This is a genomic window from Paraburkholderia unamae, assembly GCF_003268775.1.
Taxonomy (GTDB): domain Bacteria; phylum Pseudomonadota; class Gammaproteobacteria; order Burkholderiales; family Burkholderiaceae; genus Paraburkholderia; species Paraburkholderia unamae.
The window spans coordinates 188,489-210,764 of the sequence record NZ_QLSU01000003.1 but is presented as its reverse complement, the minus strand read 5'-3'; the positions used below and the strand labels follow the sequence as shown (position 1 = coordinate 210,764).

Genomic DNA, 22,276 nt, shown 5'->3' with positions numbered 1-22,276 from the left:
CTGCGCGGGAACGCGCCCGAAGCGCGTTCCGTTCGCGGCCTTCGTGCGCCGCATGGTCGGCCAGTTGTCGGAAAGTTGTTTGACATCATGGCCGGTTGTCAGAGGCAATCGTACAACGCGCCGGAGCCCGAGGCAACCGGGCTGTGCGCGATCCGAGCCACCCTCAGGGTAAACTCGAATTTCAGGATAACCGTATTGCCGTGGGATGATGCGCCAAGTTGTTGGACAACATGAAACGCACACCCTCAAGACTCCGGCGTTCGAGCCGTAAAGAAGAACACCATGAAAACCGGGGATTGAAGCAACATGCGCAACACGACGGTACGAGCCAGCCTGCTAGCGGTGCTGGTGATTTTTGGGGTGATGATCCTGATCGGCGGTCTCGCGGGCGTGCTCTCGCTCAGACAGGCGAACGCCAACGCCCAGCGGCTGCACGAAATCGCACGCCAGACCATCCTGGTGAACGACGCCTACAAGGACACCACGCGCACGCGCTCGGCGCTGGTGCGCGCCTATAGCGCGCTCAAGGAGCGCAACGACACGGCCACGCGCGATTCCGCGCTGCAAAGCGCGAGCCACAGCTTCGAGCTTTCGGCGAGCGAGACGCAGGCTTTCGCCAACGCGCCCGCGTTCGAGGGCATGGATGCGGACCTCAAGCGCCAGTTGATCGACTCGGCGGCGCAGCTCGCCGGCGTGCTCACGCGCGCCACCGATGCATTGCGCGGCGGCGACACCGCGGCCTACGTCGCGGTCAACGACCGCGACGTGACCAACGCGGGCGCGGCGTACTCGGTGAACGTCGAGAAGTTCCAGAAGCTCGCCAACCAGCTGGCCGAAGCGACGCTCGAAGAGGGCAACGCGCGCTACGCCGCGATCATGACGCTCGTGGGCGTGGGCCTTGCGCTCGCGCTGGGCCTGATCGTCGCCACGTATTTCGCCTTGCAGCGCATCGTTTCGCGGCCGCTTGCCGAAGCGGCGGCCGTGCTCGATCGCATCGCCTCGAACGATCTCACGGTGCGCGTGCCCGAAGCGGGCCGCAACGAAATCGGCCTGCTGTTCGCCGCGATGCGCCGCATGCAGGCTGGGCTCTCGCGCACCGTGGCGGGCGTGCGCGACAGTTGCGACGCGATCCACGTGGCCGCGCGCGAGATCGCGGCGGGCAATCTCGACCTGTCGAGCCGCACGGAGGAGCAATCGGCCTCGCTCGAAGAAACGGCGGCCAGCATGGAGGAACTGACCTCCACGGTGAAACAGAACGCGTCGAACGCCTCGCAGGCCAGCTCGCTCGCAACGGGCGCGGCCGATCTCGCGCAGCGCGGCGGCGACGTGGTGGGGCGCGCCGTGCAGACCATGCACGACATCAGCGCGAGCTCGCAGAAGATCGCCGAGATCACGAGCATGATCGACAGCATCGCGTTCCAGACCAACATTCTCGCGCTCAACGCGGCTGTGGAATCGGCGCGCGCGGGCGAACAGGGACGCGGCTTCGCCGTGGTGGCGGGCGAGGTGCGCACGCTCGCGCAACGCAGCGCGGGCGCGGCGCGCGAGATCAAGGAGCTGATCGGCGCCTCGATCGAGGACGTGCGCAACGGCAATGCGCTGGTGGCGCAGGCGGGCGAGGCGATGAACGAGATCGTGGGTGCGGTGCGCAACGTCGCCACCATCATGACCGAGATCACCACGGCCACCGCCGAGCAAAGCACGGGCATCCAGCAGGTGGGCATGGCCGTGAGCCAGATGGATCAGGTCACGCAGCAGAACGCGGCGCTCGTGGAGCAGGCCGCCGCCGCCGCGAGCGCGCTGGAGCATCAGGCGCAATCGATGAAGGAAGCCGTTTCGGTGTTTCGCGTGGGTGCGATCGCCTGAAGCCGTGCAATTCGATAACACTTAATATAACTAACGAATCAGAAGGGAATACATGAAGAAGACAATCCTGCGCAGCGTGGTCGGTGCGGTTTTTGGGCTCGCGGCATCGGTGGCCGTGCATGCGGCGACGTACGTGTACGTGTCGAACGCCGATAGCCAGGACATCTCGGTGTTGCGCCTCGATGCGCAAAGCGGCGCGCTCGCGGCCGTGGAAACCGTGCCCGTGGGCGGCACGGTCATGCCGATGGCGCTCTCGCCCGACCATCACCGTCTGTATGCGGCGCTGCGCTCGAAGCCGTATAGCGTGGTGAGCTTCGCGATCAATCCGCTGGACGGCCGCCTTGTCGAACTCGGCCGCGCACCGCTCGCCGAAAGCATGGCGTATGTCTCCACCGACGGCACGGGCCGCTATCTGTTCTCCGCTTCGTATGGCGGCAACCTGCTGGCCGTGAACCGCATCGGCGAAAACGGCGTGGCGGGCGACGTGCAGCAGACCGTGAAGACGGGCCCGATGGCGCACGCCATTCGCACCTCGGCGGACAACCGTTACGCGTTCGCCTCGGTGCTCGGCGCGGACGCCTGGCTGCGCCTGAAGTTCGACGCCTCCACGGGCGCGCTGACCGAAGACGCGCAGCCCGCCTATTCGCCGCCCAAGGGCTCCGGCCCGCGCCACTTCCAGTTTTCGGCGGACCAGCGCTTCGTGTATCTGATCGACGAACTCGACGGCAAACTGCACGTGCTCGCGTTCAACGCGGCCACCGACACCGTCAAGCCGGTGCAGACCGTTTCGATCCTGCCCGCGGGCTTTTCCGGCGACAAGCCGTGGGGCGCCGATGTGCATCTCACGCCCGACGGCCGCCATCTGTACATTTCCGAGCGCACGTCGAGCACGCTGGGCGCGTATCGCGTGAACCAGGAAACGGGCAAGCTCACGCGTATCGGGACTTACGCCACGGAAAAGCAGCCGCGCGGCTTCAACATCGACCCCTCGGGCCAGTATCTGTTCGCCGTGGGCCAGCTTTCGCCCACGCTGAGCGCCTACCGCATCGACGCAAAGAGCGGCGCGCTGCATGAGATCGGCAAGTACCCGGTGGGCAAGGGCGCGAACTGGATCGAAGTGGTGGACTTCAACGGTTCGAACGAGTAACACAGGCGGCTTCGGCCGCCTTACTCTTGCCGGTTCCCGGTCGCGAGGCGCATCGCCGATGCGGCGTCGCGCTGCCCGGCTCGCGCCGCTTCCAGGCTTTCGATCGAGCGCAGCCGCGCGGGCGCCGAGAGCACGATGATCGCAAGCTGCGCGGCGAAGCCGCATGCGGCGCCCACGAGGCAGCTCGTCATGCCGAAGCGCGTGCTCAGGAACGCGCCGAGCATCGCGCCCAGCGGGCGGGCGCCAAACGTCGCCATCATGATGACCGAGGAAACGCGCGCGATCAGATCGCGCGGCGTGACGACCTGGCGCAACGCCGTGGTCGAGATGGTCCAGACGATCGGTCCGAAGCCGAACAGGAAGAACGCAAGAAACACGGTCGCGCGCGAATGCGTGAAAACCGTGCTGGCCATGAGCACCGAGGCGAGCGCGGCGCTCATCGGCCCGAGCAGAATTTGCCGGCCGAATACGAGTCGCTTCGCGATGGCCTGGTAGAGAAACGCGCCGCCCACCATGCCGAAGCCATACACGCCGAGCGCCACGCCCACGGCCGACGGCGCGAACGCGAGCCGGTGTATCGCGTACCAGGCGAAGACCGCGAGCAGCAAATACCACGAGGTATTGAACACGAAGGCGGTGGCCACGATAGGCCGCAAATGCGTGCTGCGCGCGATGAACTGCACGCCGTCGAAGAGTTCGTGCACGAGCGCGCGCCGCGCTCGCGGGCGTGGCGTTTCGGCGGGCAGGCGCGCGAGACACCACGCGCTCGCGAGCGACAAGGCGAACGCCGCGAGAAACGCGAATACGCCCGAGGCCCAGCCCGCGAATACGCCGCCCACGGCCGGGCCTGCCGTATAGGCGATGCTGCGCGCGATTTCGAGCCGCCGGTTGGCCGTGAGCAAGTCGCCCGTTTCGACCATGGCCGCGACCAGCGAAGGCGCGGCGACGCTGAACACGACGGTGCCGGTGGCGATGGCAAAGCCCAGCGTGCCTAACGTGACGAGCGAAAGCACGCGCGCATGAAACAGCGCGAACAACACGAAAAGGGCGGCGGCGCGCAGCAGTTCGGTCGCGATCATGAGCGGCTTGCGCCGGCTGCGATCGGCGACGAGCCCGGCGGGCAGCGAGAGCAGCAGGAACGGCAGCGTGTTGACGGCCTGCAACGTGGCGGACTGTTGGGCCGAAGCGCCGAGTGCCACGACCGCCACGATCGGAATGACCGCGATGGCCATCTGCTCGCTGAATTGCGCCGCGAGACTCGCGTGCGAAAGATTGACGATGACTCGCTGCGCGTTGGCGGGCGCTTGCGCGTTTCCTGGTGTGCCTCTCATTGCAGATATCCCGAAGATCGATCCGGCGTGCGCCGGATGCGTGGGTTGGAGCTTCGGGACCGAGTCTACGGAGCGCGCCTGGGCGGGGCTATCCGGATCTTGTGGTGAAATTCGCCACGCCGCATTTTCGCGGCGGCATGCGAATCAGCATGGGTATCATGCATGCGTATCAATCGGCTTCGATACGATTGGCGTCGCGCGCGTTGCGGTGACTTTGCGAACGCGACGCATGCGCGTGGCGCGAAACATCCACGTCACGCACCGCCCGACTGCCCGCGAAACCCACCGCAAGCGTGGCGATCACTAGCACGCCGAGCGCGAGCGGCAAGCCGACCACACCCGCGCCAAAGCCGATCAACGGCGGCCCCACCAGAAAGCCCGCATAACCGGCGGTCGCGGCCATCGACACGCCCGTGACGGGCGGATTCGTCGTGCGCCCGGCGGCGCTGAAGATCACCGGCACGACATTGGCGAGCCCGATGCCCACGTAGATAAAGCCAATCACCGCCGTACTGCGCGCGGGCGCGGCGAGCACGGCGGTGAGCCCCGCCGCCGAAAGCAGCCCGCCCAGCGCGACCACGCGCACCGCGCCCAGACGCTTCACGAACGCGTCGCCGACCATGCGGCACGCCGCCATGGCGAAGGCGAACGCCGTGTAGCCAATGCCCGCGCTATCCGCATGCGACGGCAGCGCGGCGCGCAGGAATACGGCGCTCCAGTCCGCAATCGCGCCCTCGGCCATCATGCACAGGAACGCGAGCGCGGCGAGCTTCATGACACCCGCGCGCGGTAGCGCGAAGCCGCCCGGCGCGGCGGCGGGCCGCTCGCCCACGTCGCGCAGCGAGAGCCACGCCGCGCCCACGATCAGCGCGGCGATAGGCAGATCGGGCAGCGCGAGGCCGCTCAGCACGCCGAAGCCCGCGCGCTGCAACAGCGTGCCGAAGGCCGCCCCCGCGAGGCCGCCCGCGCTCCACGCCGCATGGAACGACGACATGATCGGCGCGCCCCATGTCGCTTCGATGGCGCTGGCGTGGCCGTTCATGGAGACGTCGAGCGCGCCGTTGATCGCGCCGAGCAGCAGCAGCGCCGCGCACAACAGCGGCGCGTTCGGTGCGAGCGCGGGCAAGGGAAACGCGGCGACGAACAGCACGCCGAGCAGCGCGGTTGCGCGGCCGCTGCCGAACCTCGGCGCGAGCCGCCCGGCCAGCGGCATGGCGATGATGGCGCCGAGCGCAAAGGCGAAGAGGGCGACGCCCAGCATCGAATCGCCGAGCAGCAGCTTGTCTTTCACGCGCGGCACCTCGACGGCCCACGCGCCAATGCCGAAGCCGTTGGCGAGAAAGACGGCCTTGGTGGCGTAGCGTTCGCGTACGGATTTCATCGCGCGACCGTCACGTCGCCGCAGGCGGCTTTCAGTTGCTTCAGATGCGGTTTGGGCACGTCGGCGTCGACCACCAGATAGTCGAGCGCGGCGCAGGGCGCGATGACGAACGGCGCGGACGTCATCAGCTTTTCGGTGGTGACGGCCGCCGCGATTTGTCCGCTTGCCGCGACCATCGCACGCTTCAGTTCGGCATCCTCAGCATCGAAGGCGGCGATGCCTTCGGAAGGATCGAGCGCGCAGGCGCCGAGAAAACACAGGTCGGCCTTGATCTGCTGGATTTGCACGAGCGCCGTCGCACCCATCGAACCGGCCGCCTGCGCGCTCACGCGCCCGCCGATCAGGATTACGTCGATGCCGGGCCGCTCCAGCAGGCGCACGCAGGCTTGCGGCGAAGTCGTGACGACCGTGAGGCCCGCATGCTCGGGCAGCGCCGCCGCGATTTCCACATTGGTCGAGCCCGCGTCGAGCAGGATCACCTGGTTGGGCTGCACGAGCGCCGCCGCGGCGCGCGCGAGGCGCGCCTTGGCGTCCACCTGTTCGCGCATGCGCACGGAGGCGGGCTTGTTGGCGGGCGAGGTGAGCAGCGCGCCGCCGTACACGCGTTTGCAATGCCCCGCCTCGGCGAGGTCGCGCAAATGGCGGCGGATAGTGTGTTCGGACGTCTCGAACTGCGCGGCGAGTTCGGCCGCGATCACGCGGCCCTCGGCGCGCAGCTTTTCGAGAATCAGGCGCTCGCGTTCATCGGGAAGCAGGCCTTCCAAGGCTTCCTGGCGTGTTCGTTGCATGCTGGCTCGCTCCCGCTGGTCGGCTCAATCGATCAAAAACGAGCATAAAGTAGCGTAAACGGGCGATGCATGCAACTGCCGGAATCCGTGGCCGGTATCGGGGCCGGAAGGCCGCGCCCATGCCGGCACATGGGCGTCGCACAGTGGTCACATGGCGCTGGCGCGGTCGCTTCTCGCGGCGTGCGCCGCACCGAGCGCCGGCAGCGGCTCGACCTTGCCCACGAGAAACAGATAGGACAACGCACCGACCACGCACAGCACGCCCGCGGCCACGAGCGGTACGACGAACGAGCCTTGCGTGATCGAGAGCATCACGCCGGTGAAGGTGGTGATGAAGATGCCCGCGAGATTGCCCGCGAAATTCTGGATGCCGCCCAGCGAGGCCACGTGCGCGGGCGTGGGCGCGACTTCGCCCACCAGCGTCCAGACGTTGGCGCCCGCGAACGAGAGGCCTGCATACGAGAGCGAGAACAGCGCGAGGCACAGGCCGACGTCGTGAACGAGCGCGGAAAGCGCAATCGACGACGAAGCGAGCATGCCGCCCACGAGGCAGGTTTTGCGCGCCGCCGTGGCGCTCCAGCCGCGCTTGAAGAGGCTGTCCGAGACCCAGCCGCCGAGCCAGCCGCCGGGAATGGCGAGCAGCGCAGGCAGCATGCCGAGCGTGCCCAGCGAAGCGAGCGAGAAGCCGCGCGATTGCAGCAGGTAGCTGGGAAACCAGGTGATGAAGAAGTAGATCGCGAAGTTCAGGCAGAAGAGGCCGATCATCATGCCCCACACCGTGCGGTAGCGGAACAGGTCGAGCCACGACACGCGCGGCGCGTCGGCGTCGGTTGGGTCGTTGGCCGGGTTGTTGACTGAAGCGCCGGCGCTTGCTGCGGGTGCGGCGCCGCGTTGGGCGAGCAGCGCATCGACGGCTTGCGGCGCGATTGCGCGGTAGCGTTCCGGGTCGCGATAGATGAACCACCAGGCAAGCGCCCAGATGACGCCCAGGCTCCCCGTCACGGCAAACGAGCCGCGCCAGCCGATGAGCGAGATGAGCCACGCGACGAGCGGCAGCGAGAGCGCGGAGCCCACGCGCGAGCCGCTGTCGAAGATGCTGCTGGCTAGGCCGCGCTCGCTGCGCGGAAACCAGTTGAACGCGACCTTCGCGAACGAGGGAATCGCCGCGGCTTCGCCCACGCCCAGCATCAGGCGCATGCCCACGAGTTGCGCGAGGCCGCGCGCCGCGCCCGTGGCGATCGTGAACACGGACCACCAGCCCACCGCGAGCGCCAGCGCCACGCGCACGCCCACCTTGTCGATGAACCAGCCCGCGGGCAGTTGCAGGAACGCGTAGGTCCAGAAGAACGCGCTCAGCACGAGGCCCATGCCCACGGCGTCGAGGCCGAGATCCGCGCGGATGCTCGGGGCCGCGATCGCGAGGTTCGCGCGATCGACGAAATTGATGACGTTGGCGAGGAAACACATAAAGATCATCGCCCATCGGATTTTTGGCATCGAAGGTCTCCGCTTCGCTGGGGTTGCCGGTGCGCTCGCTTCGTGGGGCGGGCGCTCTTGTTCGTGCAGGTTTCGTGTGCGCGGTCCGGTTTTACGGTTCAACCGCGCACGGGATTCAAACCGTCAGGCCAGCTTGTCCATCGCTTCCCACAGGCCGTTCAGGTAGACCGCGCCGAGCGCGCGATCGTACAGGCCATAGCCGGGCTTGCCCGTCTCGCCCCAGATCATGCGGCCGTGGTCGGGGCGCACGTAGCCCGTGAAACCCGTGTCGTGATAGGCCTTCACGATGGCGGCGATGTCGAGCGAGCCGCAACTCGAAAGATGTGCGGACTCCTCAAAATCGCCTTCGGGCGTGATCTTCACGTTGCGGATATGCGCGAAATGAATGCGCCCCATGCCGCCGAACTCGCGCACGAGCGCTTCCACGTTGTTCTGCGGGCCTGCGCCGAGCGAGCCCGAGCAGAGCGTGAGACCGTTGGCCGGATCGTCGACGATCTTCACGATGCGCGCGAGGTCGTCGCGGTTCTTCACGATGCGCGGCAGCCCGAAGATGGGGCGCGGCGGATCGTCGGGATGGATCGCCATCTTGACGCCGCATTCGGCGGCCACGGGCACGATCGCTTTCAGAAAATATTCGAGGTTGGCCCAAAGCCCGGCCTCGTCCACGTCGCGGTATTCGGCGAGCAGCGCTTGCAGTTGCTCGGGCCGGTAGCTCGAATCCCAGCCCGGCAGCGAAATGCCCTTGGCCGGATCGATGCGCTCGACTTCGTCCACGCTGAAGGCGAGGCAGGTGGAACCGTCTTCGAGCGTCTTGGCGAGTTCGGTGCGGGTCCAGTCGAACACGGGCATGAAGTTGTAGCAGATCACGCGGATGCCCGCCGCCGCGAGATGGCGGATCGTCTGCTGATAGTTGGCGATCAGGCGATCGCGCGAGGGCTTGCCGAGTTTGATGTCCTCGTGCACCGGTACCGACTCCACCACCTCGAAGCGCAGGCCCGCGGCTTCGATGGTCGCCTTGAGCGCGGCGATCTTGTGCTCGGGCCAGACCTCGCCCACCGGCTCGTCGTAGACGGCCGAGACGATTTGCGTCACGCCGGGGATCTGGCGGATGTACTGCAACGAGACCGGATCGGACTCGCCATACCAACGGAAAGACATCTTCACAGCGGACTCCTTCTTCAAGCGTCGATGACGGCGTGGCCGCGCCTGGCGCGGGCCGTGTGCCGTCTGGTCGGCCAGATTATGATTGGTCAACCAGTTAGAGGGGATAGTGGTTTACCAGTGGTTAGAGAGGCTGGAGAGCCTTGTCATATAGCTCGGACGCGGTTTTTGTGCCACGTGAAGCGGGCGCAATTCGCCCGTGGGGCAAACTGGTGTACCATTTTGAGCGTTTCAGGCCATGCCGGCCTTTAGCAATTCATCGAGAGCAACTGGATGGCCGAAGTCTCATCTACGCCCGCCAACCGTGCCGCCGAGGCGGACGCGGCCGACCGTTCCTATGTCGGGCTGGCGAAGCAGATCTACGAACTGATTGCATCGGGCGATTTCGGCCCGGGTGCGCGCCTGCCTTCGGAGCGCACGCTGGCGGAGCGCTTCGCGGTGAGCCGCACGCAGGTGCGCGAGGCGATCATTGCGCTGGAGGTGCGCGGCGCGGTGGAGGTGCGCGTGGGCTCGGGTATTTACGTGACCGAGGCTCGCGAAGCGCCCGCCGCGACGTTCGAACTGCCGCGCGGTCCGGGCCCGATCGAGACGTTGCGCGCGCGTGCGCTGATCGAAGCCGAGATTGCCGCGCTTGCCGCGACCGAGCGCAAGGACGCCGATCTCGACCGGTTGTTCGCGGCCTTGCGCGCCATGCGCGAGAACATGGACGACAAGGCGGCCAACGAATCCGCCGACCGCGAGTTCCACCTGGGCATTGCCGAGGCAACGGGCAACGCGGTGCTCCGGCACATGGTCGCGGCGATGTGGGACGGCTCGCGCAGCGACCCGCTATGGAAGAAGATCGAGGAGCACTTTCATACGCCGGGATTGCGCGCGGCCTCGCAGGAGGACCATCAGCGCATTTTCTCGGCGATCATGGCGCGCGACGCGCAAGGCGCGCGCGAGGCGATGCAGGCGCATCTCGCGCGTGTGATCGGCGAGTTTACGCAGGCCTGGAGATAGCGGCCCGCTTGCGCTGCGCAAGCCCGGCATGACTTAGTACAACGAATAGCGCGAATACGTTTCGATTGGCACGAGCGCCTGCGCGGGTGAAGCCGCGCCTTCAAACGCGTTGCGCATCTGCTCGACGGCCGTGCGCAGCAGCAGGCGCAGGTCCTGCGAAAGCAGATAGTCGATCACGTCCGCGCGCAACAGCGGTTCGGTCACGCTGTTCACCTCATGGGTCACATAGAGCGTGCGGCCCGCGAGAGCGCGCTCGCGCAGCGCCGCAGCGAGCCCTTCGTTGCCGCCCGCCACGTTGTAGATGCCGTCGAGCGCGCCGTGCAGTTCCATGCAGCGCCGCGTGGCTTCGTAAGTGGCCGCGCCCGAATCGGCGCCCTTGATCACCTCGACCAGATTCACGTGCGGAAAGCGCTGGCGCAGGAGCGAGCGAAAGCCGATCTCGCGATCTTCATGGCACGTGTACGAGAACGTCGCGACGACCACGGCGACCGATGGCGAGGGCCGCCCCTCCAGATGCCTGCCCACCAGGAACGCCGCGGCCTGGCCCGCTGCGCGGTTGTTCACGCCCACGTAGGTGTGGCGCGCGTCGGCGTCGACGTCGGTGATGAGCGTCGCCACCGCGAGTCCGCGCGCCATGCACTCGCGCAGCGCCGCCGTAATGGGCGGCGTGTTCGTGCAGACGATGCCGATGGCGTCGGCCGCTTGCGATGCTTCGCGCACGCGCTGTGCGACCGCTTCGTCGTTCGCCCCCACGCAGTTGACCACCTGCACCTGCACGCCCGCCGCGCCGAACTCGGCTTCGAGGCTTGCCGCCGTGCGCGTGAGTTCTTCGGTGAAGGCGTCGCCGGCTTGCAGCAGCAGGCGCACGCGCAGCGTCTGCTTTTGCGATTGGGAGCGCGCATGCGGCGCGGCGGACAGCGCCTCGCCTTCGCCCATGCCCAGTTGCCGCAGCGCGGCTTCCACGGCGGTGCGCGTGCGCGGATGGACGCCCGGCCGGTCATTGAGCGCGCGGTCGATGGTCGCGCGGCTCAACTGCGTGAGCTCCATTAACTGCTTGAGGGTGGGGCGGCCTTTCATGGCGTCTCCGCTGCCGGTGGATGCAAAGCTGCGGACTCATTTTGCCTCAAAATGAGTCGATTATCAAACTTAGATAATATAAATCTCCACGTGGAGATCGATTTCATCCAGGTAAAAACCCTTTAAGACTCAATATGAGTCATTTTAGTCTTTGACCTTGGCTCATTTGGAGCATGTAATTCGACTCACAGATGAGCGCAAGCAAACCGGCTCATCCACCGTTCAACGTCATGCACGGGAGTTCGATTCATGTCCGCACAGCAAGGCTTGCCGCCGGTCATCACCATGGACGACTGGTACCGGAGTCCGCTCGAGCGCAAGGTGCTCAAGGAGGTCACGCGGCGCAACGACCGGGTCGCCTTGCTGTATTTCGGCGGCTTCATGGCGCTCGTGCTCGGCAGCGGCGCGCTCGCCTGGTTGGCGCTGGGCACGCTCTGGTGCAGCCCGGCTTTCCTGCTCTACGGCACGATCTACGCGTTCGCCGAAGCAATGGAGCATGAGTTGCGCCATCGCACGCCGTTCAGGAGCGAATGGCTCAACGAGACGGTGCACTGGGTCATCTGCTTCATGACGTGGCGCGAGCAGGTGTACAGCCGCTGGTCGCACGCGCAGCATCACACCTATACGCACCTCACGGCCAGCGTTCCCGCCGACGCCGAAATCGCCGTCAAGCGCCCTCCCAGTTACCTCAAGCTGGCCACCGATTTTCTGCGTGTCTCGCATGGCATTCACCATCTCGGCAATATCGTGCTGCATAGCGTCGGCATCGTGTCGACGAGCGCGAAGGCGGTCGTGCCCGTGGTCGAGTATCGGGCGATGCGCCGCAATTCGCGCGTGATACTCGCGCTGTATGTGGCCGTGGGCGCGTGGGCGATCGTCGCGCATAGCTGGCTGCCCGTGGTGTTCCTGTTGCTGCCGCGTGCCTACGGCGCGTGGCTTCACGAACTGCTCGCCATCACGCAGCACACGGGCCTGCGCGAAAACGAACTCGATCATCGCTTCTCCACGCGCACGCTGCGTCTGAATCCCGTGCTGCAATTCCTCTACTGGAACATGAACTATCACATTGAGCATCACATGTTCCCCAATGTGCCGTTCCATGCGCTGCCCAAACTGCGCAAGGCGATCGAAGCCGATTTGCCACCCGCTTATGACGGACTGCTCGATGCGTGGGGCGAAATCCTGCACGTGCTGCGCATGCAGCGCCACGATCCGGAATTCATGATGACGCCGGCGGTGCCCGGCAAGACGGCGAACGTGGCGAGCGAGCGTGCCGACGCGCATGCTTTCGCAGTCGATGCACAGTAATCGTTCGGAAAACTGATCAATATGCAAAAGAGGAGGCAACCATGAACATTCTTCAATGGCACGAAGTGTGCGCGAGCGACGAGCTGGAGGAAGAGGACGTGATGGAGTTCGAGCACGAAGGCGAGCTTTACGCGATCTATCACACGCCCACGGGCTACTACGCTTCCGCAGGCGTGTGCACGCACGAAACGGCGCGCCTCGCGCAAGGCCTCGTGTTTGGCGACATCATCGAATGTCCCATGCATATGGGGCGCTTTCACATTCCCTCGGGTGCGGCCAAAGGCGCGCCGGTGTGCGTGAATCTCGCCACGCATCCGGTCAAGGTCGAGGGCGGCGCGATCTATATCGGTCTCGCATCGCAGTAAGTCGGCCAGCAAGGTTTGGCGCGTGACATAACGAAGCGACACAGGAGACAGCCGTGAACGTTCCCTTCCTCAAGGCGCGCAAGGAGTGAGCATGAAACCGGGCGAAGCGATGGTGGTGGTGGGCGGCGGCCAGTGCGGCGCACGCGCCGTGCAGGTGTTGCGCGAAGGCGGCTGGGCAGGCGCGATCACGCTCATAGCGGAAGAAGCCGAACTGCCTTACGAACGGCCGCCGCTTTCCAAGGCGGTCTTGCTGGGCGAGCGCACGCCCGCGCAAGGCGCGATACACGGCGAGGCGTTCTACCGCGAGCAGGGCGTCGATTTGCGCAGCGGCTGCCAGGCGAAGGCGATCGATCGCGCCGCACACACGGTCACGCTTGCGAATGGCGAAACGCTCGCTTACCGGCGTCTGCTGATCGCGACGGGTGCGCAGCCGCGCCGCATGCAGGTACCCGGCGCGGATCTCGCGGGCGTGCACATGCTGCGCAATGCCGGCGACGCGCTTGAGATCGCAGCCGAATTCGCGCCGGGACGCCGCATTGCGGTGATCGGCGCGGGCTTCATCGGACTGGAAGTCGCGGCTTCGGCGGTGCAGCGCGGCTGCGAGGTCGTCGTGCTCGAAGCCGCGCCGCGTGCGTTGATGCGTGCCGTGCCGGCGGAGGTGGCGCAATGCCTCGTGGCGCACCATCGTGAGCGGGGCGTGGACGTGCGCCTGAACGTGCAGGTCGAGCGCTTCGAAGGCGAAGGGCGCGTGCGCGCCGTCGTGCTCGCCGATGGGAGCGTCGTGCCGTGCGATGCGGCCGTGGTCGGCGTGGGCGTCGCGCCGCGCGTGGCGCTCGCGCAGGAGGCGGGGCTCGAAATCGACAACGGCATTGCCGTCGATCCCACGCTGCGCACGAGCGATGCGGATATCTACGCGGCGGGCGATGTGTGCTCGTTCGTGCATCCGCTGTATGGGCGGCGCATGCGCCTCGAATGCTGGCGCAATGCCGAGGACCAGGCGCGCACCGCCGCGCTCAACATGCTCGGTCATGACGAGACGCACAGCGCGGTGCCGTGGTTCTGGTCCGATCAATACGATATGACGATCCAGATCGCGGGTCTGCCCGCGTTCGGCACAACCACGGTCGTGCGCGAGACGGGCGCGGCCTCGAAGGTGTTCTTCGCGCTGAACGGCGAAGGCGAGCTGGTGGGCGCAAGCGGCGTCGGGCAAACGGGCGAGATCGCGCGCGACGTGCGCATCGCCCAGGCGTTGATCGCGCGGCGCGCGCGCATCGATCCCGCATGCCTTGCCGACCGCGCGACGAAGCTCAAGGCGCTGCTCGCGCAGCAAGTTTGACGACGCGCCGAATCGCTCTGCTCGGCCGGCGACTCCACCCGCCGGCTTTTTCCACTGTGGCTGGAGTGGGACGATATGAGCCGCACGTGCTCATATCGTTTTCTTTTTACGCTTCGTCGGCGTTGTAGACGCTCAGGCCTTCTATCGGGTCCATCGGCGCTTCCCACGGGCGCGCGGCGATCGCGCGCATGGCGGCCTCGTAGCCCGCGCGCCTGCGCGCGGCGATGCCGGAGGGCGTGAAGTCGATGTCCTTCAACTGGTCGTCGCCATCGAGCCGCGGCGCCGCGAGTTTGATGAGCCGCATGGTGGTCTGGCAGCCCCACGCGGCCAGGTCCTGCACTTCGGCCGTGGCGCGCTCCGCTTCGGGCAGGCGCTTCACTAGTTCGCGGATCACGTGGCGCAACCGGTGGATCTGCTGTTGGCGCGCGATATGGCTGTCGGTTCGGCTCGCGTACTGAATGTCCTTTTGCCGCTCCGAAATTTGCCAGATGCTGTCCGGTTCGGGGCCGGCCGGGTTCCACACCTGCACCGAGAAAATCACCGAGCTATTGCGCGGCTTGTCGTCGAGCACGACCTCGACCGGCGTATTGGAGTAGATGCCGCCGTCCCAGTACGGCTCGCCTTCGATACGCACCGCCGGGAAGGCCGGCGGCAGCGCGCCCGAACTCATGATGTGCGCCACATCGAGGCGCTGCTCGCGCGTATCGAAGTAACGCATCGCGCCGCTGCGCGCGTTCACGGCGCCCACCGTGAGGCGCGGATGCCCCGCGTTCAGCCGGTCGAAATCGACCAGTGACATGAGCGTTTCGCGCAGCGGCGCGATCATGTAGTACGACGCGCGATCCACGCCGAAGTGCGCGAGCGGTCCGAACCAAGAGGCCGGATTGGGCTGGAAGAATCCCTCGATGCCGCCACCGATGATCATGAGTTTTGCAAACGTCTTGTCCCAGCCGGGCCACGCGGCCGCCACGTCGAGCCGCGTGCGATCGCTCACGCGATGCCAGAATTCGGCGAGCCGTTCAGAACGGCGCTCCGGTGGATTGCCTGCGATCAGCGCGGCGTTGATCGCGCCGATGGAGGTGCCGATCACCCAGTCCACGTGAATGCCGGCTTCGTCCAGCGCCTCGTAGACGCCGAGTTGATAGGCGCCCAGCGCGCCGCCGCCCTGCAAAACGAGTACGATTTGCCCTGGCAATTCCAGGCGTGCCGGCCGCTTCGCTGTCATTGATTGTCTCGCTCATGGGTTCTGCCGACGCTACACACCGGGCGCTATCCGGTTTCATCATTGTAGGGCGCTCATGGCTTGCGCTTACTGCTTACTATTATCCAAAGAGAAAAAGGCAACCCAGCATGAACAAGCGTCATTTCCTCACCACCGCCGTTGCGCTCGGGGCGGCGTCATCGGCATTCGCGGCCAAACGCGAAACGAACGGCGCATGCGCGGCGGCGCCCGCGATCCTGACGATATCCGGCGCCATTAAGCGGCACAATCGCGGTGCAACCGATCCGGCGCTCGACCAGTTGTTCCACAAGCAACTCGTGACGTTTCCCGAAGCGTACACGCACAGCTTTCAATCGCTTGCGAGCCTGCCCGCCGTCACGATCCGCCCCACGCTCGAATACGACGCGCAGCCGCACACGCTGTCGGGTCCGCTACTGAGTGAAGTGCTTCAAGGCGTTGGCGCGCCCGACGCGGGCGCGACGAAGATCATGCTGCGCGCCATCGACGGCTACGCGGTGATGGTGCCGCTCGACACCGTGCGTGCGTACCGCTTCATCGTGGCCACGCATCTGGACGGCAAGCCAATGCCGCTTGGCGGGCTGGGGCCGCTATGGGCCGTCTACGACGCCGACCGCATTCCCGAACTCGCGAGCAAGCCGCTCAAGGAACGTTTCGTGTCGTGCCCGTGGGCGGTCTATCACGTGCAGGTGAGCGAAGCTTGAGCGCGCGACGGGCCGCCTTTTACTCCGCTTGCGCGAGGGGGCCTTCGTACGCCACGCAGTTGCGCCCGCCGCGCTTGGCCGCGTAGAGGGCGGAGTCGGCAAGACCGTAGGCGGTGTCGAAATCCGTGCCGGCCGGATTGTCGCTCACGCCGAAGCTCGCCGTGATGGCGCGGCTCACCGGCGCGGGGAACGTGTGATTGGCGATGGCCACGCGCATGCGCTCCGCCAGTTTCAGCGCCTCGCCGATATCGAAGCCCGGCAGCACGACCGTGAACTCCTCGCCGCCCACGCGGCCGATGATGCCCGCGTCGCCCAGAATGCGGCGCAGACAGTTCACGATGCCGAGAATCACGGCGTCGCCGGCGGGGTGGCCGAAGTCGTCGTTGACCTTCTTGAAGTCGTCGATGTCGAGCAGGATCATCACGGCCCGGTTCGCGCGCAGCGCCTTCACTGTGCGCTCGATCACGGCGCTGCGATTGAGCACGCTCGTGAGCGCGTCGTGCGTCGCGCGATATTGCAACTGCTGCGCGAGCGCCTGCATTTCGCGCTCGGCGCGATCGCTGCGGCCGATCAGGCGGCGCGTCTCGCGCATCAGGCGCTCGTAATGCCGGATCAGTTCGGCCAGCGCCTCGTGGTAGTCCTGCGCGCTCGCGTGCGGATCGGCGGCGCTCGCGCGCGCGCGCTCCAGCGCCTCGCTCTCGTTGCGGAACAGGTCCAGGGAATGATCCTTCGTTGCGTCCCGCAAGGCAGTCGTTTCCACGCGCGTAGTCCTCAAAGCGCCACTCAAGTGGCAACCGGGCAATCGTTGAACTTGATCGCCGTGAAGTCGGTTTGCAGTTCCTCGCCGAACTCGAGGATCGTTTCGTCTTCTTCGTCGCGATACCAGTTCACCTGCACCGGGTTGCCCGAGGAAGCGGCGCGGTCCAGCGCGTCGAATACGCTGAACAGCATTTTCGTGCTCGAACTATTGAAGTAGGTGAGCGTGACTTCGACCGTGATGGCCGTGTCCGTGCACGTCGCGAGCCAGCCGTTGAGCCGCTCGATGACGGGCGCATAGAACGCGGCCGCGTTCTCGGGGTACGACTCGCCGCGCAGGGAGAGCACATGCTCGTCGAAGCGGAAGTCGATTTCCGGCGAGGTTGCCGTGGCGGCGATAAAGAGGTTATCCATGCTGTGCGCGTGCCCTGGTCAGATGATGGTCTTGAGACAAAACAGTGTGGTGTCCGTATCGTCTTCGCGCGGATGGAACGCGAAATCGAGCGGAGCGCTCGCGTCGCGCGCCATCGTCAGAAAACCCAGTCCCGCTCCCTTGCTGTCGGCGGGCGTGTCGGCGCGCAGCGACATCTTGTATGCCTGCTTGATCTCATCGATCGACATGTTGCGCAGCGGTTCGAGCTTCTCGCGCAATTCGGCCACGGCCGCCGTGGCGATGGGGTTCACGCAAACCATGAGGTGGCGCTCGCCCTCGGCCGAAATGCACATGGCACCTTCGCGGATCGCGCCGCCCGTTCCCTGGCCCTCGGTGATCGCATCGGACGAGTAGTGCACGATGTTCTGCGAAAGTTCGATGAACGAAGAGAAGATCTTGCGGCGCGTGGCCGTGCTCAGTCCCGCCACTTCGAGTTGCAGCTTCACAACCTCGCTCATGGCGGCGACGATGCTGTGCGAGAAATACCCTTTGTGATAGAAAAGCAAATTGCGCTTCTGGGCAATTTCAAAAAAGCAGCAGTTCTGATCCAGAATTCCAGACATATGGTTGGACTACCTTAAACACGTGCAAAGAAAAGCGTGACATCGTCGCGGCGCGCCTGCTTGCCTTGCCAGTCGGCCAGCGCGTCGAGCAGGCTCGCGCAAATGGAAGAGGCGGCGTTGTCGCGCCGTTCGAGAATCTGGTCGAGCGCGCGGCGCTTGCCGAATGCGATCTTGCGCGGGCCGCCGATCTGGTCGGTCAAGCCGTCGGTCGAAACGAACAGCAGGCTGCCTTGCGGCGCATCGACGGCGTGCTGGGCCCACGCATAATCGGCCAGGCTGTCCACGTAGCCCACGCCCATGCGGTCGCCGGCAATGCTTTCGAACTGCGGCGCAGCGGGGCGCAGCACATGCAGCGCGACGCGCGCGCCCGCGAATTGCAGTTGCTGGCGGGCCGCGTCGAACCAGAAGAACGCGGCGTCGAGCCCGTCGTTGGACTGCGGGGCGTCGCCCGCGCCGTGGATCTGGCCGAGCAGCGCCTTGACGTTGCGATTGACCGCCGCGAGCAGCGCGCACGGGTTGCGCGGGCCGAGTTGTTCGAGCGCCTGCGAGAGCGAGGCCGAAGCGAGCAGGGTCATGAACGCGCCGGGCACGCCGTGCCCCGTGCAGTCGGCCACCGCGCCGAACCAGCCGTCGGGGAACGCGGCGAAGTGATAGAAGTCGCCGCCCACTACGTCGCGCGGCTCCCATAGCAGCGCCGCGTCAGGCAGCATGCTGCCGAGCGTTTCGCGCGAGGCGCGCAGCATGGCTTGCTGGATCACGCTCGCATACTCGATGCTCTGCATGATCTGGCGATTCTTCTCCGCCTGCATTTCCGCCACGATGGAAAGCAGCCGCAGGCCATTGCCCACGCCCGCGAAGCGGCCTTCGCGCGTCACGATGAAGCCGTCGACCAGCGCCTTTTCGCCCACTTCCACCGTTTTGAAGGTGAGCGCTTCGATGCTCATCTCCGCATCGACGATCAACGGCTCCTTGTCCATGAACGCGATGCAACTCTTCTTGTCGTAGAGCTCGCGATGAAACGGCTTGCTCATTTGCGAGAGGAAGATGTCGCGATTGATCAGGCCGATGGGGCGGTCGTTGTCGATCACCGCGAGGCTCGCCATGTCGCGGCGCGAATAGAAAATCTCCATGACGAGCGAATTGGAATCCGCCGCGTCGATGGCCGGCACTTCCTGAGCCAGTTCCCCGGCGCTGCGAGGGCCCATGGAAGGCCCCGGACGACGAAACTGCGCGAGCGCGGGATGCATGGCTATCCATTCCGATTAATATGGAGAACCAGCACGCTAATGCCTATTTATGTCATTCTCGTTACATGGGTGCGAGAGAGTGCTCAATTTTTTCTGTTTAATACACCGTAACGATCGGCGCGCCCCACGCTAACGTTTGCGTGGTTTTTCAGCGATTCGCATCGGCCGGGTGCGCCGCTTCATCGCTCATACCTCGATGAAAATTCTCCCGCCTTCCACCTTGGCCGGATAGGTCGCGAGCTTTTCGCATACCGGCGCGCACAGCGGACGGCCGTCGCGCACGTCGAAGCGGCCATTGTGCTTGGGACATTCGATCACATGGCCCATCACGAGTCCGTCGCTCAGGTGCACGTGCTCGTGCGTGCAGAGTCCGTCGCTTGCGTACACCCGGTCTTCCACGCGGTAGATCGCAAAGGTGCGTCCGCCGTGGTCAAAGCGCATGACGTCCTCGTCTTCGATATCGTCGAATGCGGCTGCCTCGATCCATTGCGTCATGTGTCGTCTCCTGTGCTGAGTCTGTTATCGAATGGTTGCGCGCGCAAGGGTTCAGGCTTCCGCGTGGCCCGGCACCGGGCGCGCCACGTGATACGAGGGGTCGCGCGTTTGCCGCACGAGCGCCGGAATGATTTCCGCGTAGGCGGCGAGGCTGCTGCGATAAGGCGGCGGCATGTCGGTCTTCACGACTTCGTGCAGGCGCGGCAGCGCATGAAACGGCACCATCGGAAACATGTGATGCTCGACGTGATAGTTCATGTTCCAGTAGAGAAAGCGGAACACGGGATTCATCATCACCGTGCGGCAGTTGCGCCGGTGGTCGAGCACGTTCTCGGGCATGCCCGCGTGCTGCGTGAGGCCGAAGTAGAGATACAGCCACGCGCCGTAGAGGCTCGGCAAGCCGATATAGAGCAGCGGCAGGATGGTGCGGTAGCCGACGCACAGGCCGATCACGATCGCATAGACGAGCAGGCTCAGGCGCGCTTCGCGTATCGCCTTCGGCCATTCGGAGGCGGGCACGAAGCTCTGGTCCTCCGCACTCAAACGCCCGCACGCGGCGCGAACCATGCGCGGCAGTTCGTTCGAGGCGTGCTTGAGCGCGCAGAGGTTGAGCGCGAGCGAGAGCCAGTCGGTGGGGCGCGGTGCGGCGATCTCGGGATCGCGGCCGACGACGAGCGTGTCGGTGTGATGGCGCGCGTGGCTCCAGCGCCAGATCGTCGCGCAGCGCAACACCTGGAACGAGGCGACCTGATAGAGCGCGTCGTTCATCCAGCGTGTCTTGAACGCCGTGCCGTGACCGCATTCATGCCAGCGCGAATCGGCGGGACTGCAATAGAGCGTGCCGTAGAGCAGGAAGGCGGGCACGGCCCACCAGGAATGCGCATGCCAGAGCAACCCGGCCAGCACGCCGCTCGCGATGATCGCCGCGTACCAGATCGCCGTGTCGCGGATCGCGCGCGCGTCGCCGCGCTGCATGAGTTGCTTCATCACCGGGCGCGGCACCGCGCAGCGGTACCAGTCCGCGTTGACGAGGCCCGCGGCGCGCGCGCGTTCGCCCGCGCCGCCGATGAGCCGGTAATCCGCGTGATGCGGCGCGTAGTCTTGAGTCTCCTGGTCGGCCACGGATGTCTCCTTGTTGGGATGCCGTTGCGCGGCGTGCAATGCGCCGCGCGTGTCATCACCAAAATAGGTGACCCAAGGCCGTGGCTCAACCGGAAGATTGACGATATTTCGTCAGCGGGCGCGGGGTGAGAGCTGGGTGGGCGCTGTGTGGGCTTGTGTGTGGCCGTCAGGCGGCCACGCTCTCGCCTTGTGCCTGCGTGGCGCGCGCGTGCTCCGTGTCGTCGGCCACGACGACCGGCACGCGCCGCGCGAGCGCGCACATGAGTTCATAGCCGATCGTGCCCGACGCCTCGGCTACTTCGTCCACGCTCACCTGGTCGCCCCACAGCTCGACGCTCGAACCGATGCCCGCCTGCGGGCAGGGCGTGAGGTCGACGGTGAGCATGTCCATGGAGACGCGGCCCACCACGCGCGTGCGCACGCCGTCCACGACGATGGGCGTGCCGCTGCGGGCATGGCGCGGGTAGCCGTCCGCATAGCCGCACGCGACCACCCCGACGCGCATGGGCCGGTCGGCCTCGAACGTGCGCCCATAGCCGATGGTTTCCTGCGGTGCGAGCGTCTGCACGCCGATGATGCGGCTCGTGAGCGTCATGGCAGCGCGCAGGCCGATGCCCGCCACATGACGCGCCACGCCCGTGGGCGACGCGCCGTAGAGGATCGTGCCGGGCCGCACCCAGTCGCGATGCGCGCGCGGATGCCAGAGGACGCCCGCCGAATTCGACACCGACTGCTCGCCGGGCAGGTCCTGCACGGCGGCGTCGAAGGTGTCGAGCTGCCAGTCGATCTGGCCGTCGTCGGCGTTCGCGAAGTGCGTCATGAGGCCGATCGCGCCGACCGAAGGCAGGGCGCGCGCGCGTTCCCACGCGGCGCGATACGCATGCGGGCGAAAGCCCAGGCGATTCATGCCCGAGTTCATCTTCAACTGGATGTCGACGGGGCCACGCGACGATTCGGGCCTGGCGGCCGCGAGCAGGTCGAGTTGCTCGTCGCAATGCACGGCTACCGTGAGGCGGTGCGCGATAGCCAGTTCGACGTCGGCGGGCTCGAAAACGCCTTCGAGCAGCAGCAGCGGCTTGGTCCAGCCCAGCTCGCGCACGCGCACGGCTTCATCGAGGTCGAGCAGGGCGATGCCGTCCGCCCCGGCCAGTGCCGGGTAAATCCGCTCGATGCCATGACCGTACCCGTTGGCCTTGATGACCGCAAAGGCGCGCGAGCCGGAAGCGGTCTGCTTCGCGAGTTGCAGGTTGTGGCGGATGGCGTCGGGCTGGATGCGGGCGGCGATGGGGCGCGGCATGGGCGTTCCTGTGGTCGGGGGCGGTTCAGTCGATAGGCGGTGGTCGCGCCTGGGTAAGTGCGCGCGATCCAGTGATTTCCGCAATCGTATTGATTTTCGTCCAGTTATTTCTAATGTATTTTTGGACGTATTTGGTTGAAACGACTGATCGCGCCCTGCT

21 protein-coding genes are annotated in these 22,276 nt (G+C 66.0%); 7 read left to right on the top strand and 14 right to left on the bottom strand.

Features of this window, described 5'->3' with window-relative positions:
- The first annotated feature begins 306 nt into the window (after positions 1-306).
- Positions 307-1,866, top strand: a complete 1,560-nt coding sequence (locus tag C7401_RS06145; protein ID WP_112170467.1) for a methyl-accepting chemotaxis protein — start codon at positions 307-309, stop codon at positions 1,864-1,866.
- A gap of 52 nt (positions 1,867-1,918) precedes the next feature.
- Positions 1,919-3,013: a lactonase family protein gene (locus tag C7401_RS06140; RefSeq protein ID WP_112170466.1), complete on the top strand. Its 1,095-nt coding sequence runs from the start codon at positions 1,919-1,921 to the stop codon at positions 3,011-3,013.
- A gap of 20 nt (positions 3,014-3,033) precedes the next feature.
- Here C7401_RS06140 and C7401_RS06135 read toward each other — a convergent pair whose 3' ends face one another.
- The 5 genes from C7401_RS06135 to uxuA form a co-directional block, all read right to left on the bottom strand.
- Positions 3,034-4,344: an MFS transporter gene (locus C7401_RS06135; protein ID WP_112170465.1), complete on the bottom strand. Its 1,311-nt coding sequence runs from the start codon at positions 4,342-4,344 to the stop codon at positions 3,034-3,036.
- A gap of 169 nt (positions 4,345-4,513) precedes the next feature.
- Positions 4,514-5,725, bottom strand: coding sequence for an MFS transporter (locus tag C7401_RS44860; protein WP_258396909.1), 1,212 nt, complete (start codon positions 5,723-5,725; stop codon positions 4,514-4,516).
- Complete coding sequence (locus C7401_RS06120) at positions 5,722-6,513, bottom strand: DeoR/GlpR family DNA-binding transcription regulator (RefSeq protein ID WP_112170463.1); 792 nt, start codon at positions 6,511-6,513, stop codon at positions 5,722-5,724. Before C7401_RS06120 ends, C7401_RS44860 begins: the two co-directional genes overlap by 4 nt.
- Positions 6,514-6,660: 147 nt before the next feature.
- Complete coding sequence (locus C7401_RS06115; RefSeq protein ID WP_112170462.1) at positions 6,661-8,010, bottom strand: MFS transporter; 1,350 nt, start codon at positions 8,008-8,010, stop codon at positions 6,661-6,663.
- Positions 8,011-8,133: 123 nt separating this feature from the next.
- Complete coding sequence (gene uxuA, locus C7401_RS06110) at positions 8,134-9,174, bottom strand: mannonate dehydratase (RefSeq protein ID WP_181565503.1); 1,041 nt, start codon at positions 9,172-9,174, stop codon at positions 8,134-8,136.
- Between the two features lie 270 nt (positions 9,175-9,444).
- On the opposite strand from uxuA, the gene C7401_RS06105 reads away from it, so the two are divergent.
- The gene (locus C7401_RS06105; protein WP_112170461.1) at positions 9,445-10,173 is read left to right on the top strand and encodes a FadR/GntR family transcriptional regulator; all 729 of its coding nucleotides are present in this window, start codon (positions 9,445-9,447) and stop codon (positions 10,171-10,173) included.
- A 33-nt stretch (positions 10,174-10,206) separates the two neighbouring features.
- Here the strand turns inward: C7401_RS06105 and C7401_RS06100 are convergent, their stop codons facing one another.
- Positions 10,207-11,250 carry a LacI family DNA-binding transcriptional regulator gene (locus tag C7401_RS06100; protein ID WP_112170460.1) on the bottom strand — a complete coding sequence of 348 codons (1,044 nt, stop codon included), beginning with the start codon at positions 11,248-11,250 and terminating at the stop codon, positions 10,207-10,209.
- A 249-nt stretch (positions 11,251-11,499) separates the two neighbouring features.
- On the opposite strand from C7401_RS06100, the gene C7401_RS06095 reads away from it, so the two are divergent.
- The 3 genes from C7401_RS06095 to C7401_RS06085 all read left to right on the top strand — a co-directional run bounded on the left by C7401_RS06095 (position 11,500) and on the right by C7401_RS06085 (position 14,259).
- Entirely contained in the window at positions 11,500-12,558 is a 1,059-nt protein-coding gene (locus C7401_RS06095; protein ID WP_112170459.1) for a fatty acid desaturase, read from the top strand.
- A gap of 41 nt (positions 12,559-12,599) precedes the next feature.
- Positions 12,600-12,923 carry a non-heme iron oxygenase ferredoxin subunit gene (locus C7401_RS06090; protein WP_112170458.1) on the top strand — a complete coding sequence of 108 codons (324 nt, stop codon included), beginning with the start codon at positions 12,600-12,602 and terminating at the stop codon, positions 12,921-12,923.
- A 91-nt stretch (positions 12,924-13,014) separates the two neighbouring features.
- Positions 13,015-14,259, top strand: a complete 1,245-nt coding sequence (locus C7401_RS06085; RefSeq protein WP_112170457.1) for an NAD(P)/FAD-dependent oxidoreductase — start codon at positions 13,015-13,017, stop codon at positions 14,257-14,259.
- A 106-nt stretch (positions 14,260-14,365) separates the two neighbouring features.
- Here C7401_RS06085 and C7401_RS06080 read toward each other — a convergent pair whose 3' ends face one another.
- The gene (locus C7401_RS06080) at positions 14,366-15,484 is read right to left on the bottom strand and encodes a patatin-like phospholipase family protein (RefSeq protein ID WP_112170456.1); all 1,119 of its coding nucleotides are present in this window, start codon (positions 15,482-15,484) and stop codon (positions 14,366-14,368) included.
- A 125-nt stretch (positions 15,485-15,609) separates the two neighbouring features.
- Between C7401_RS06080 and C7401_RS06075 the strand changes: the two genes are divergently transcribed.
- Entirely contained in the window at positions 15,610-16,203 is a 594-nt protein-coding gene (locus tag C7401_RS06075; RefSeq protein WP_112170455.1) for a putative pterin-binding protein, read from the top strand.
- Positions 16,204-16,222: 19 nt separating this feature from the next.
- Here C7401_RS06075 and C7401_RS06070 read toward each other — a convergent pair whose 3' ends face one another.
- From C7401_RS06070 to alr, 7 genes are all read right to left on the bottom strand, one after another.
- A complete protein-coding gene (locus C7401_RS06070) occupies positions 16,223-16,963 on the bottom strand; it encodes a GGDEF domain-containing protein (RefSeq protein WP_112170454.1) in 741 nt (246 codons plus the stop codon).
- Positions 16,964-16,986: 23 nt separating this feature from the next.
- A complete protein-coding gene (locus C7401_RS06065; protein ID WP_112170453.1) occupies positions 16,987-17,373 on the bottom strand; it encodes a DUF1987 domain-containing protein in 387 nt (128 codons plus the stop codon).
- Positions 17,374-17,391: 18 nt separating this feature from the next.
- Positions 17,392-17,955, bottom strand: a complete 564-nt coding sequence (locus C7401_RS06060) for a SiaB family protein kinase (protein ID WP_112170452.1) — start codon at positions 17,953-17,955, stop codon at positions 17,392-17,394.
- 14 nt (positions 17,956-17,969) lie between these two features.
- A complete protein-coding gene (locus tag C7401_RS06055) occupies positions 17,970-19,085 on the bottom strand; it encodes a SpoIIE family protein phosphatase (protein ID WP_112170706.1) in 1,116 nt (371 codons plus the stop codon).
- A 303-nt stretch (positions 19,086-19,388) separates the two neighbouring features.
- The gene (locus C7401_RS06050) at positions 19,389-19,697 is read right to left on the bottom strand and encodes a MocE family 2Fe-2S type ferredoxin (RefSeq protein ID WP_112170451.1); all 309 of its coding nucleotides are present in this window, start codon (positions 19,695-19,697) and stop codon (positions 19,389-19,391) included.
- Between the two features lie 51 nt (positions 19,698-19,748).
- The gene (locus C7401_RS06045; protein WP_112170450.1) at positions 19,749-20,819 is read right to left on the bottom strand and encodes a fatty acid desaturase family protein; all 1,071 of its coding nucleotides are present in this window, start codon (positions 20,817-20,819) and stop codon (positions 19,749-19,751) included.
- Positions 20,820-20,985: 166 nt separating this feature from the next.
- Positions 20,986-22,116 carry an alanine racemase gene (gene alr / locus C7401_RS06040; RefSeq protein WP_112170449.1) on the bottom strand — a complete coding sequence of 377 codons (1,131 nt, stop codon included), beginning with the start codon at positions 22,114-22,116 and terminating at the stop codon, positions 20,986-20,988.
- Positions 22,117-22,276: the final 160 nt, after the last annotated feature.

Coding starts and splice junctions, on each gene's coding strand:
- C7401_RS06055 (WP_112170706.1), bottom strand. CDS start 19,085: ATGGAGATTTTCTATTCGCGCCGCGACATGGCGAGCCTCGCGGTGATC.
- C7401_RS06115 (WP_112170462.1), bottom strand. CDS start 8,010: ATGCCAAAAATCCGATGGGCGATGATCTTTATGTGTTTCCTCGCCAAC.
- C7401_RS06140 (WP_112170466.1), top strand. CDS start 1,919: ATGAAGAAGACAATCCTGCGCAGCGTGGTCGGTGCGGTTTTTGGGCTC.
- C7401_RS06105 (WP_112170461.1), top strand. CDS start 9,445: ATGGCCGAAGTCTCATCTACGCCCGCCAACCGTGCCGCCGAGGCGGAC.
- C7401_RS44860 (WP_258396909.1), bottom strand. CDS start 5,725: ATGAAATCCGTACGCGAACGCTACGCCACCAAGGCCGTCTTTCTCGCC.
- C7401_RS06135 (WP_112170465.1), bottom strand. CDS start 4,344: ATGAGAGGCACACCAGGAAACGCGCAAGCGCCCGCCAACGCGCAGCGA.
- alr (WP_112170449.1), bottom strand. CDS start 22,116: ATGCCGCGCCCCATCGCCGCCCGCATCCAGCCCGACGCCATCCGCCAC.
- C7401_RS06080 (WP_112170456.1), bottom strand. CDS start 15,484: ATGACAGCGAAGCGGCCGGCACGCCTGGAATTGCCAGGGCAAATCGTA.
- C7401_RS06050 (WP_112170451.1), bottom strand. CDS start 19,697: ATGACGCAATGGATCGAGGCAGCCGCATTCGACGATATCGAAGACGAG.
- C7401_RS06120 (WP_112170463.1), bottom strand. CDS start 6,513: ATGCAACGAACACGCCAGGAAGCCTTGGAAGGCCTGCTTCCCGATGAA.
- C7401_RS06145 (WP_112170467.1), top strand. CDS start 307: ATGCGCAACACGACGGTACGAGCCAGCCTGCTAGCGGTGCTGGTGATT.
- C7401_RS06060 (WP_112170452.1), bottom strand. CDS start 17,955: ATGTCTGGAATTCTGGATCAGAACTGCTGCTTTTTTGAAATTGCCCAG.
- C7401_RS06095 (WP_112170459.1), top strand. CDS start 11,500: ATGTCCGCACAGCAAGGCTTGCCGCCGGTCATCACCATGGACGACTGG.
- C7401_RS06100 (WP_112170460.1), bottom strand. CDS start 11,250: ATGAAAGGCCGCCCCACCCTCAAGCAGTTAATGGAGCTCACGCAGTTG.
- C7401_RS06090 (WP_112170458.1), top strand. CDS start 12,600: ATGAACATTCTTCAATGGCACGAAGTGTGCGCGAGCGACGAGCTGGAG.
- C7401_RS06075 (WP_112170455.1), top strand. CDS start 15,610: ATGAACAAGCGTCATTTCCTCACCACCGCCGTTGCGCTCGGGGCGGCG.
- C7401_RS06085 (WP_112170457.1), top strand. CDS start 13,015: ATGAAACCGGGCGAAGCGATGGTGGTGGTGGGCGGCGGCCAGTGCGGC.
- C7401_RS06065 (WP_112170453.1), bottom strand. CDS start 17,373: ATGGATAACCTCTTTATCGCCGCCACGGCAACCTCGCCGGAAATCGAC.